This window comes from Prosthecochloris sp., from assembly GCA_015482705.2.
In the GTDB taxonomy this organism is placed as follows: Bacteria; Bacteroidota; Chlorobiia; order Chlorobiales; family Chlorobiaceae; genus Prosthecochloris.
Window position 1 is genome coordinate 1 of the sequence record JADMLA020000038.1, and the last position, 12,043, is coordinate 12,043.

Genomic DNA, 12,043 nt, shown 5'->3' on the forward strand with positions numbered 1-12,043 from the left:
ATATCCATCGCGCTTCCACCAGTCCAGACCTCCGATCAGCTCTTTCACTCTGAATCCGAGCCTTGCCATCTGCAGAGCCCCCTTTGTAGAAGCATTACAACCAAAACCGTCACAGTAAACAATGAACAGCGCCGTTTTATCCAGCTGCTTCGTTGTCTCTTCGCTCATCTTTCGATGAGGAAGATTGATGGCCTTCGGGATATGTTCCTGTCGATAGGACTCTGGTGATCGTGCATCGATGACGATGATGTTTTCTCCAGCATCCATCGCTGTCTTGAGGTCCCAGGAATCCGTCTCGAAAGCAAGCTTGTCGCTGTAATGCCGTATTTGTTTATCCATGACATTGTATAGAGTTACAAACAAGAAAAACTACAGCGTTTTCGAACAAGATAGCCTCAACAACATCGAACCGAAAAGCTTTCCATCCTTGTTCTCTGCTTTACAGGCAAAAACATACTCACCACCCTCCAATCCGGAATATGCCACTTTCATAGTCACCGCTTCTCCTGCAAAAGCGAAATTATATGCCTGTACTTCTGCCGCTACAACAGTGTATCGTATGCCCGATTCACCAACAATTTTAGACAGCAGTTTTCCTGCGGTTCTACTGAGCGAGTGCATCAAAATTGCGACCGGAATACAAGGAAACGAACAAAAATGCCCATTACATTCTTCCGGTTTCAGTGGACCAAGCCTCGCACTTATCGCATTATCCAAGTAGTGGACATCATTGAGGGGAATCTGTTTTTTGTAAGGGTTGTTCGAAGGATTACACTCGAATTCCTGCTTTTTTATATGAAACAGCTTAGCAAACAGCGGAACATTCATAATATGATAATGCGTCTCCAGCTCATATAACGGCTCATCTTGATCGGTCGTCAATGTGGCGAATATGGTACCGCTCCTCTTATCCATGAACAATATCTTCGCTCTACCGCTAAAAGCGCCTTTGCTGACTTCCCCCCCTTTAGCGACATTTTTCAAAACCGCTCTTGAAGCGACATAATAATGTTTTTCCTTATTCGGATTTGACCATGCAAGCGCACACGCCCCCAAGACAGCCAAATGCCTTCCGACTTCCGCTGCCGAAATTCCACCAACCTCGTTGTCCATCGGTTGTTCAGCGACAAATTCCGCGGTTGCCCCATCACTTGAAACCTTTAAATTTTCCAGCGCATAATACGGCGCCGTCACGCCAATATTACCGATAACAGTATCGACCATACACAGTTTTTTTTCTATTTAAACCAAAAACACCCCAACAACGATTCTTTACCTTTTTGATTCAGAACAAGTAACGAGTACAATACAGAAAAACCGGGAAAAAATACGAAGCATACCCAAAAGACACTGCGATACCAACAACAGTTGAACACCAGCCACACCGGCATTATTGCAAGAAAAAAGGGGCATGGGAGAAAGCCTGACGTACCGATACGCAAGCCCCATAATATATGGAAGTTAACTATAATTAAAAAAGAGAAATAGCTGGCAACGAAACCTGATCATCAGCCACAGACCACTCAATGGGCCGAGGAATGGAACAAAAACCAAACGAGCGTGAAGATCCCCAGATAGTTTCCAGGAACAACACTTATATGAACTTTTGATTAACCATAAACAACATAATAATAACGGCAGTGATGCTGCACGATACGTATATTCACGAATAAGACACGGTATCATCGAGAATACGGAGAAAGAGACCTGAATGCCTGGTTTTTTTGTTACATTCGGGAAAGCCGACTGACACGAACAGGAACATTCGAAAACTTCTTTTGAACATGATACAAAAAGAGCGTGTCAATACCGGAACGTATCATGAATTTCACACTCTGAAGTATGCAAAACGCAATTGACAACAACCTGCAAAAGGTTCGCCAAGCAAGCAGAAAACTCTGTACCCTCCCGGACGATACCATAAACACCATTCTTGACGATCTTGCTGACAGAATACCCAGCAGAAATCAAACAATCCTCGAGGCAAATAAAAAAGACCTCGACAGGATGAACCCTGACGATCCAAAATATGACAGGCTTTTACTGAACCCGTCTCGCCTTGAAGCGATTGCAAACGATATCCGCAACGTTGCGAGCCTGCCTACTCCTATAGGCAGAATCCTTGAAAAGAGAACGTTACCAAATGGGCTTCAGCTGAAAAAAACAACCGTTCCCCTCGGCGTCATAGGCATAATTTATGAATCGAGACCGAATGTGACGCTCGATGTATTTTCACTTTGCCTGAAGTCAGGTAATGCAACTGTTTTAAAAGGCGGCAGCGATGCAATGTATTCGAACATTGCGATTGTCGAGCTTATTCATGATGTTCTTGACAAACATGGTATCGACACAAACACACTTTACCTTCTTCCTGCCGAGCGTGAAGCAGCGGAAATCATGCTTAACGCTGTCGGCTACATTGACGTGATCATTCCAAGAGGGAGCCAAAAACTCATCGATTTTGCACGAAAAAAATCGACAGTTCCGGTCATTGAAACCGGAGCAGGTATCGTACATACTTACTTCGATAAAAGCGGCGACCCTCAGAAGGCAAAAGAGATCGTTTTCAATGCGAAAACCAGAAGACCAAGCGTCTGTAACGCCCTGGATACCTTCATCATTCACCGGGAACGGCTTGACGATCTAGCCTTCATTACAGAGCCACTTGCCGAGAAAAAGGTCATCATATTCGCCGATGCAGACGCCTATCCCGCATTACTGGGACGCTACCCGTCCGAACTGCTGCAAAAAGCGGAAGCGACTCATTTCGGCACTGAATTCCTCTCTTTGAAAATGTCTGTAAAAACAGTTGACGACTTCGACGAAGCAGTGGACCATATCAATCGCTACAGCTCGATGCATAGCGAAGCGGTCATCGCATCTGATCCCGCGGTGAAAGAGAAATTTATCAAACGAGTCGATGCTGCTGTAGTGTATGCCAATACATCGACCGCTTTCACCGATGGAGCACAGTTCGGCCTCGGCGCCGAGATAGGAATAAGCACCCAGAAACTCCATGCACGAGGTCCAATGGCACTACAGGAACTGACAAGCTACAAATGGGTGATCGAAGGAGAAGGACAGATAAGACCATGATATCTTCATTGATGTGCGGACCATTGAATCAACGAATTATAAATCATTGTGGTTCTGCACATCAGCGAACAAACCGACCAACAGTTTTTTCAGATGCTTGAAGCCAGAAACATTTACAAATCATACGCTCTTCCCGGACAGAAAAGTATAGAGATTCTCCGAGGTATCGATCTGAAAGTAAACGAAGGGGAAATGGTAACCGTTGTCGGTGCTTCAGGAAGCGGAAAAACCACATTGCTCAACATTCTCGGCACTCTCGATACTCCCGACAGCGGTGAAATCATTTTCAAGGGGGAAACCGTCTTCCGTGAAAAACGCTACACGCTTTCACAGAAAGCTCTCGCTGGTTTCAGAAACAGAAAAATCGGTTTCGTTTTTCAATTTCATCATCTACTCTCCGATTTTTCCGCTGTTGAAAACGTTGCCATGGCAGAGTTCATAGCAACGGGAAAACTCAATCCTGCGAAGGAAAAAGCATCTAAACTGCTTGCAAAGCTCGGTCTCACCAACCGCCTGAATCACCTTCCAGCCGAACTTTCAGGCGGGGAACAGCAGCGGGTAGCGATTGCTCGTGCCATGATGAACTCACCGATGATGATCCTGGCAGATGAACCAAGTGGCAATCTCGACAGCAAAAACAGTTCCATACTGTACGATCTCATGGCAAGCATCGGCAAAGAACACCGAACCGCATTCATCATCGTTACCCACAACGAAGACTATGCCCTTACAGCCGACCGGTGTTTACGCATGGAGGATGGCACACTACACCATCATTAATATGTCGAGCCTTTGATTTCTCCAACCATCAAAGTTTTTCAGACAGTCAACGAAAGAACAATACAGCATTTTTTATCACTCGGTTACGTATATTGTTAGTTTGGTTCTTCAGGCTCGAACACTTCAGCCCCAAAGCACTTCATGCATACAGAAAATAAATCTCACAAAATAGGCCCGATTGAACTGGCTCCATCGATACAGCCCCACCATGCATGGACATTTTTCTATGCCGCCTTTTTCTCTATCGGGATGATTACTTTTCTGTCTATCGGACAGACATATATTCTCAATGTCCACCTTGGCATTCCCGAAAAAGAGCAGGGGACGATAAGCGGCAATCTCGTCGTTTGGACAGAACTGATCGCTCTGCTTCTCTTCATCCCCGCAGGTATTTTCATGGACCGTATCGGGCGCCGGCCGATGTACGTTGCAGGATTTCTGCTCATCGGCCTTACCTATGTGCTCTACCCGTTTGCCGGTTCGGTTACGGACCTTTTTCTCTACCGCATCATCTATGCGTTCGGTATGGTAGCCGTAACAGGTGCACTGTCAACAGTACTTGTCGATTACCCGGCAGAGCGCTCGAGGGGAAAAATGGTTGCTCTGATAGGACTGCTCAACGGACTGGGTATCGTCATCACCAACCAGTTCTTCGGTTCGCTCCCTGCAATCCTCGTCAAACAAGGACTGAGCGACATCGAGGCAGGCATAGCAACTCATGCCGGTGTCGCCATCATCGCAACCAGCGCAGCAATTGTCTGTGCCGGAGGGCTCCAGAAAGGAGTCCCCTTCAAGGAGAAAAAAAGGCCTCGATTACGAGAACTCTTTACTACCGGTCTGACAGCGGCACGCAATCCGAGAATCCTGCTTTCCTACTCGGCAGCATTTATCGCAAGGGGTGACCAGTCCATCAACGGGACGTTTATCAGCTTGTGGGGTATGAACGCTGGCATTGCCATGGGCATGTCTTACGACGATGCTTTCTGGAAAGGCACCCTCATATTCATTATCACCCAGGTCGCGGCCCTCATATGGGCTCCTCTTGCCGGCCCCTTCATCGACCGCATCAACAGAGTTTCTGCACTGGCTGTCTGCATGTTTCTTGCCATGCTGGGAAACCTTTCCGTGCTTCTGCTCGAAACTCCTTTTGATTCGATAGGTTATGCCGTATTCATCTTTATGGGAATCGGTCAGATCAGTGTCTTTCTCGGAGCCCAGTCCCTTATCGGTCAGGAAGCCCCTTCGGGAAAGCGGGGCTCGATCCTGGGTACGTTCAACATAAGCGGAGCCATCGGCATTCTCATCATCGCCAAGGCAGGAGGAAACCTGTTTGACAGCATGAGCCCGCATGCCCCGTTCGTCATCGTCGGATCAATAAATGCCCTGCTTATGTTATTCAGTATTTATGTACGAATAAAAGCACCTCACAAGCGAGAAACAAGCCCAGAAAGCGCATGAGCACCATGAAACCCGGCTCTTCGATCTACTTTATCGGCATCGCCGGCACCGCCATGGCCTCCGTGGCTGTGGCTCTTTCTCAAGCGGGATACTCGATTTCTGGCTCCGATACCGCTTTCTACCCCCCGATGTGCGATTATCTGGCCATACACCGAATTCCATGCCATAAGGGTTTCGATCCCCAACACCTGCGCAGTGACGCACCTGATGTCATCGTCGTCGGCAACGCGATAAGCCGGGGCAACCCGGAACTCGAGTTTGCACTCGATGAGCACATGAGCATTGTCTCCATGCCCGAGATAATCAGCCGGGAACTTATCGGAAAGAACAAGTCCGTGGTTATAACCGGAACGCATGGCAAAACAACAACAACATCACTTATAGCCTGGATTTTCGAGTATGCAGGCCTGAAGCCTGGATTTCTGATCGGTGGCATCGCCGAAAACTTCGACGCGGGTTGCAGACCCTCTTTTCATAACGAAAACGGTTACTTCATCACGGAAGGCGACGAGTACGACACCGCATATTTCGATAAACGAAGCAAGTTCCTTCACTATCGCCCGGATATTGCGGTAATCAACAACATAGAGTTCGACCATGCCGATATATTCGGTTCTCTCGACGATATCGTACAATCATTCCGGCAGTTCATTTCACTTATACCATCAAACGGGGTATTGATAATCAACGGTCATGATGAAATCGCCTCAGAAATAAGCCTTGGAGCATACTGCCCTGTTGAGCAATTCGGTTTTTCCAATGATTTTGAATGGTCCGTTTCCGGCCTCGAAGCCCATGAAACAGGACTTTCTTTTCAACTGACACATAAAGGCGAAGAACTCGGAGCTGTCCTCATGGACCAACACGGCAACCATAATGTACTTAACGCAGTCGCCTCGATAGCGGCAGCATCTCATGCCGGTATCGCTTTCCCGGTAATTACAGAAGGAATGCATTCTTTCAGAAGGCCGAAAAGAAGAATGGAAATTATCGGGGAATTCGACGGCAACATCACCGTCATCGATGACTTTGCACACCACCCCACTGCCATCCGGGCTACTCTTGCCGCATTGCGCCAACGGTATCCGGACAGGCGTATAATAGCCTGTTTTGAACCCCGTTCGAATACAAGTACAAGAAACATATTCCAGAAAGACCTTGAAACCAGCTTCAACGATGCCGATATCATCATTATCGGCAAGGTTCATCGCCCGGAACGGTATGCCGAAAATGAACGACTCGATACGGCGGCACTCTGTTCGACAATCATTGAATCCGGAAAGAACGCATTTGCCTCCGGCATGAACAATGATGGATATCCCGACGATATCGTGCAATTTATCCACAACAATGTCAGGGAAAATGATGTCATTATCCTGTTGAGCAACGGCAGTTTCAGTGGCCTGAAAAAACTTTTAACCGAAAGTTTTCTTTAAAAAAGATGAATATTTACCTATAGTTATCTTATTTTCCTGCGCAGGAAATTTTTCTGAACAAATCAAACCTGAGAACGTTATCATGGCAAAAGTAAAAGTAGGCATAAACGGATTCGGACGTATAGGACGCTTGGTATTCCGTCAGGCAATGGCAAATGAAAAAGTTGAAATAGTTGCAATAAATGATCTGTGTGACGCAAATACCCTCGCACATTTACTGAAATACGATTCAACTCATGGCATACTTGATGCCGATATCCAGGTTGAAGAGAACGCACTGATCGTCAATGGCAAAAAAATCGCCATTTGCTCGGAAAAAGATCCTGCAGAACTTCCCTGGAAAGAACTCGGTGTCGACCTGGTTGTCGAATCGACAGGCATCTTCACTAAAAGGGAAGGTGCTGCAAAACATATCGCTGCCGGAGCGAAAAAAGTCATTATTTCAGCTCCTGCCAAAAACGATGTTGACGCAACGATCGTGCTTGGGGTCAATGACGATACCATTACAGGCAACGAGGAAATAGTGTCGAACGCAAGCTGCACGACAAACTGCCTTGCTCCTATGGTAAAGGTTCTCGAGGACAACTTCGGCATCGAAAAAGGGTTCATGACCACTGTACACGCGTTCACCAATGACCAGCGAATTCTCGATCTTCCTCACAAAGACCTGCGCCGTGCACGTACGGCAATGACCTCTATCATACCAACAAGTACCGGAGCAGCGAAAGCCATCGGTCTTGTTATCCCCGAACTGTCAGGCAAACTCGACGGTATGGCAATGCGCGTACCTGTTCCAGACGGTTCTGTAACCGATCTGACAGTCATTGTCAAAAAAACAACGACAAAAGAGGAGGTTAACGCAGCCATGCAAAAAGCTGCAGAAGGTAACATGAGAGGCTTTCTCCAGTTCTGCACCGACCCTGTCGTATCTGCCGATATCGTAGGCAACATGCACTCCTGCATTTTTGATTCACTGCTGACCATGGCCACAGGAAACATGGTGAAAGTTGTCGGGTGGTATGATAATGAACTCGGCTATTCAACAAGAGTGGTCGATCTTCTCGAGATCTACGCACATTTCGTTTGATTGAACCGACAATATCGAAAACATAAAAAAGAGGGAGGCTGACAGCCTCCCTCTTTTTTTGTCATCCGCTTTGCAACATCTGCCCAACGATGCAATAAAATCAACGATTCAACAGATTCTCCATTGTTGAGATTTAACCTCTAATATGTTATACTAAGTCATTACATAGTGAAGTGTTCCAGTCACGTAGCCGCGCAACCTTTGACATTGAAATCATGTCTCATTCTTCCCAGCAAATGAAAGCGATTATCCTTTATGACACACGCTCTGAAGGCGGGTCGACCGACCGGTTTGTCGACAACCTCGGCAAAAGCCTTGCAGAAACAGGAGCGTATGTGGAAAAAGGAAAATGTAAAGCGAACGCCGATTACAGTTTTATTCTCGACTTCGATGTAGTTATCATGGGAGCTCCGGTCTACTATTTAGCAGTATCATCCGAATTGATCGGAGCACTGATTCAAAGTAATCTGAAAAAGTACCTCAAGCGAAAAAAAGTAGCTGTTTTTGTCACGTGCGGCAGTCCCGAACCCATGGCGTACATGCTCTACCTGCCTCAGATAAAAATTCACTTGCTTCGTAACAAAATTCTTGCTGAAAGAGTTTTTTCTCCTCAGGACTTATCGGATGACAAGGCTATTGATTCATACGTCGATGCAATAGTTGAAACGTATAACAGGACTGTTTCGATACGCAAATCCAGCGTCATCTGGACCGAAGAGGCTCTAGAAACCATCAGCAACATACCATCATTCCTTCAGGAAAAGTTCAAACGGATGGCCGAAGAGTATGCCGAAGAAACAGGGCAGCATCAAATCACATCGGAACTGCTTTTTACCGCCAAAGATGAAATGGGAGGAACGTAAGAGAAAAAGGCTCCTGCAAACAACCTCTGTTGCCTATGGTTCTAAGCCGCTTGGATCCCGTTGACGAATCTGCCGTACCGTGAAAGAGATGTTCGGATTTTACAGTGGGATGTGAAGTTCAAAGTGAGTCGAACCCGGGGATGAGAAGCAGCAGAACGTGTAACGAACGTCTGCTCAAAAAACGAGAGGCTGCCTCCTTTTGACACAGCCTCTTTTTTATTACTCAACCGAAGATGTCACGGGCTTTTTCAAAAAAACTTTTTTCATGGTCCGTTTTTTCATCCGGCACCAGGTGATTCGATTTCTTCATCTCCTTGAGAAGCTCCTTGTCGCGATGTGAAAGATCCCTTGGTATAAAAACATTGACCCTTACAAGATGGTCTCCTCTGCCGGGGGATTTCAGATGTCCGATACCTTTTCCGCTAATCCTCAACATGGTATTTGGCTGCGTTCCAGGAGGCACTGTAAGCTTGACACGGCCTTCGAGCGTAGGAACCTCGACTTTCGTTCCGAGAACCATATCCGGGTAACTGACAGGAAGATTGTAGATGACATCGTCTCCTCTTCGAACGAACAATTTATGCGCAGCTTCTTCAATGACCACGATCAGATCACCATTGACTCCACCTCTCGGACCTGCGTTCCCCTGTCCTCTAAGCGTAAGGTAATTACCGTCTTCAACTCCAGCGGGAATGTTCACCTTTACCGTTGTTTCTCCCTGTTTGATCCCCTCTCCATGACATGAAGTACAACGATCTTTGACCACCTTCCCTTCACCACCGCAGGTTGGGCACGCTGTTATGTTGACAAACTGTCCGAACATCGTTTTTGACGCTTGCCGAACTTCACCCGTACCCTGACATGTCGAACAGGTCTCGAGTTCTCCCGTTTTTGAACCCGTGCCGTTACAGACTTCACACGGTACCTGCTTTTTGATTTTCAGCGTTTTTTCAACACCCTTGGCGATCTCTTCCAAGGTAAGCTTCAAACGGATTTTCAGATCACTGCCACGTATACCTGCCGAAGATCTCGACCTTCGGCCACCTCCGCTGAAGCCACCGCCGAAAACATCCTCGAAACCGCCAAACGGGGAACCGCCGCCCGATCGAGCACCGCCACCGAACATGTCGTTGAAAGCACTGAAAATATCACCGAAATCACCAGCTCCAGCTCCATAAGCACCGCCCTGAGAAGAAGCGGACGAGCCAACACCGGCATGCCCAAACTGATCATAACGACGGCGTTTGTCATCGTTGCTCAGAATCTCATATGCCTCGTTTACCTCTTTAAAGTGCTCTTCTGCATCGGTATTTCCCGGATTTTTGTCCGGGTGGTATTTCATGGCGAGTTTGCGATATGATTTTTTTATTTCATCTTTTGAAGCCGACCGGGATACACCGAGAACTTCATAGTAATCTCTCTTCATCTTTCCTCAACTATTCCTTGTAGATATAACTGTTATCAAAAAAAACCTCTTCCTGATTGTCACTTCGCCACGATAACCTTCGCATGCCGAAGCACCCTGTCTCCTAAAACATAACCGGCCAGGAACTCTTCAATAATGGTATCGGGTTCAGCACCAGGATTATCGACCTGCGTAATGGCCTCATGAAAATTGACGTCCAATTTCTTTCCAACAGCCTCGATTTTACTGACATCTTTATCCGAAAGCCATTTAAAAAGGTTTTTCTGAAGCAGCTCGATCCCATCGACGTATGGGCGAGCTTCTTCGGTCTTTTCAAGAATTTCAGGAGCATGATCGACAATACGGTTGACATCATCGATCACGGGAAGCAGTTCTTTTATGGTTTTTTCCAGAGCTCTAGAACCTGCCATTTGAGTCTCACGTTCTTTCTGACGACGAAAATTCTCAAAATCTGCGGCTTTCCGCATGAGTTCGTCTTTGAGTTTCTCAGCTTGCCGGTTTGATGCGTTCAGTGCCTCTTCAAGCTCCTTGATCTTTATGGCAAGCTCTTCAGACTGCCCGACAGCCTCTTTCGTCACCACCGTTTCTTCATGCTTGACCGTTTCGTTATGTTCAGCTTTATGCTTTGCTGCTTTTTTTGTCATATGTGTATACTTAACTTTGATTAATTTTCTTCCAAACTGCATCCGAGCAACTGTAGCCCAACCCGCCTGTTTCACGTATCCTTTCTGTCATTCATTATCGGGCTGCCGTTATTTCAGGATAAAGAATGCGATAGTCGATCAGCCATATAATTGACAAGCCTGACGACACGTTCGTAATCCATTCTTTTTGGACCGAGGACCCCGAGTTTCCCTATGGTATTACCAACATAGTAAGGAGTTGTGACGACAGTGAAATCTTCCGCAGTAGAGGCCGTGTTTTCCCTACCTATCGAGATACTCACATCGAGTCCCGAGGTGTTATTCGGAACAAGTTCCTCATCTCTCTCGGAAAGAAGTTCCGCCATGCGGCTTTTATCTTCAATCATACAGACAAGATCGCGCACTTTCTGGGGTTGATCGAATTCCGGTTGATTGACAATATATTCCGTACCTGCAATGTAAAGCCTTTCCAGTATAGGAGAATCATCGAAAAGGTTATCCGCCGATCTGACGATCATATTCAGCAAGGCTTTATCCTTGTCACAATCGGCCAGGCGTCGGCTGATCGAGTTGCGAATTTCCGACAGAGTAAGCCCGGAAAGCCTCTGGTTGAGCAACTCGATAACCGTATCTATCTGTTGGCGTGACACCTCGAGATTCAGCTCCATGACAATAGTTCTGACAAAAAGCGACTGTATAGACAAAACAACCATTATTCTCGAAGAACTCAACAGGATCATGTCCAGGCGTTCAAACAAGGCATTCGACAACCTCGGAGAGATGACAACGCTCAACTGCTGGGAGATGCTCCCTAAAACTGTTGCAGCCGCATTAAGAACCTCTGCCGAATCTTTAGGATCATAATTCAACTGCATGAAGTTATGGTCGATCCGTTTTTTCTCCTCTTCTTCGATGCGCCGAACCCTCATGATAAGATCCACATAATAGCGATACCCCTTGTCGGTAGGAACCCTGCCCGCAGAGGTATGAGGCTGACTGATATACCCCTCGTCTTCGAGATCGGCCATAACGTTTCTTATGGTCGCATCAGAAAGCCCGAGATTATAGTTCTTCGCTATATATCGTGAACCAACCGGAGCTGCATTAATGACATAAGCCTGAATAATAATGGACAGCACCTGGCGCTCACGTTCCGACAGATCATGGGACATCATCATCAATACATTGAAACAGCATTTTAATGACTAAACGCAAAAATCGAGCTAAATTATCAAAAAAAAACAAAACGGTGT

General features: G+C 46.6%; 11 protein-coding genes. 6 read left to right on the top strand and 5 right to left on the bottom strand.

Annotated elements, in window-relative coordinates:
- Positions 1 to 339, bottom strand: a 339-nt coding sequence (locus QZ209_RS08875) for a rhodanese-like domain-containing protein (protein ID WP_294347065.1), incomplete at its 3' end; no start/stop codon positions are given.
- A gap of 30 nt (positions 340 to 369) precedes the next feature.
- Positions 370 to 1,224, bottom strand: a complete 855-nt coding sequence (locus tag QZ209_RS08880) for a hypothetical protein (protein ID WP_294347066.1) — start codon at positions 1,222 to 1,224, stop codon at positions 370 to 372.
- Positions 1,225 to 1,842: 618 nt separating this feature from the next.
- Here QZ209_RS08880 and QZ209_RS08885 point away from each other — a divergent pair.
- From QZ209_RS08885 to QZ209_RS08910, 6 genes are all read left to right on the top strand, one after another.
- Entirely contained in the window at positions 1,843 to 3,096 is a 1,254-nt protein-coding gene (locus QZ209_RS08885) for a glutamate-5-semialdehyde dehydrogenase (RefSeq protein WP_294347069.1), read from the top strand.
- Between the two features lie 93 nt (positions 3,097 to 3,189).
- Positions 3,190 to 3,876, top strand: coding sequence for an ABC transporter ATP-binding protein (locus QZ209_RS08890; RefSeq protein WP_294347072.1), 687 nt, complete (start codon positions 3,190 to 3,192; stop codon positions 3,874 to 3,876).
- 141 nt (positions 3,877 to 4,017) lie between these two features.
- The gene (locus tag QZ209_RS08895) at positions 4,018 to 5,334 is read left to right on the top strand and encodes an MFS transporter (protein WP_294347073.1); all 1,317 of its coding nucleotides are present in this window, start codon (positions 4,018 to 4,020) and stop codon (positions 5,332 to 5,334) included.
- Positions 5,331 to 6,770 carry a UDP-N-acetylmuramate:L-alanyl-gamma-D-glutamyl-meso-diaminopimelate ligase gene (gene mpl, locus QZ209_RS08900; protein WP_294347075.1) on the top strand — a complete coding sequence of 480 codons (1,440 nt, stop codon included), beginning with the start codon at positions 5,331 to 5,333 and terminating at the stop codon, positions 6,768 to 6,770. The genes QZ209_RS08895 and mpl overlap by 4 nt, the downstream gene beginning before the upstream one ends.
- An 82-nt stretch (positions 6,771 to 6,852) precedes the next feature.
- Positions 6,853 to 7,857 carry a type I glyceraldehyde-3-phosphate dehydrogenase gene (gene gap / locus QZ209_RS08905; protein WP_294347077.1) on the top strand — a complete coding sequence of 335 codons (1,005 nt, stop codon included), beginning with the start codon at positions 6,853 to 6,855 and terminating at the stop codon, positions 7,855 to 7,857.
- Positions 7,858 to 8,072: 215 nt separating this feature from the next.
- A complete protein-coding gene (locus QZ209_RS08910; RefSeq protein ID WP_294347079.1) occupies positions 8,073 to 8,720 on the top strand; it encodes a flavodoxin domain-containing protein in 648 nt (215 codons plus the stop codon).
- A gap of 223 nt (positions 8,721 to 8,943) precedes the next feature.
- On the opposite strand, the gene dnaJ is transcribed toward QZ209_RS08910, so the two are convergent.
- The 3 genes from dnaJ to hrcA form a co-directional block, all read right to left on the bottom strand.
- Positions 8,944 to 10,146, bottom strand: coding sequence for a molecular chaperone DnaJ (gene dnaJ / locus QZ209_RS08915; protein WP_294347080.1), 1,203 nt, complete (start codon positions 10,144 to 10,146; stop codon positions 8,944 to 8,946).
- 59 nt (positions 10,147 to 10,205) lie between these two features.
- Positions 10,206 to 10,790, bottom strand: coding sequence for a nucleotide exchange factor GrpE (locus tag QZ209_RS08920; protein WP_294347082.1), 585 nt, complete (start codon positions 10,788 to 10,790; stop codon positions 10,206 to 10,208).
- Positions 10,791 to 10,903: 113 nt separating this feature from the next.
- Positions 10,904 to 11,965: a heat-inducible transcriptional repressor HrcA gene (hrcA, locus tag QZ209_RS08925; RefSeq protein ID WP_294347242.1), complete on the bottom strand. Its 1,062-nt coding sequence runs from the start codon at positions 11,963 to 11,965 to the stop codon at positions 10,904 to 10,906.
- Between the last annotated feature and the right edge of the window lie 78 nt (positions 11,966 to 12,043).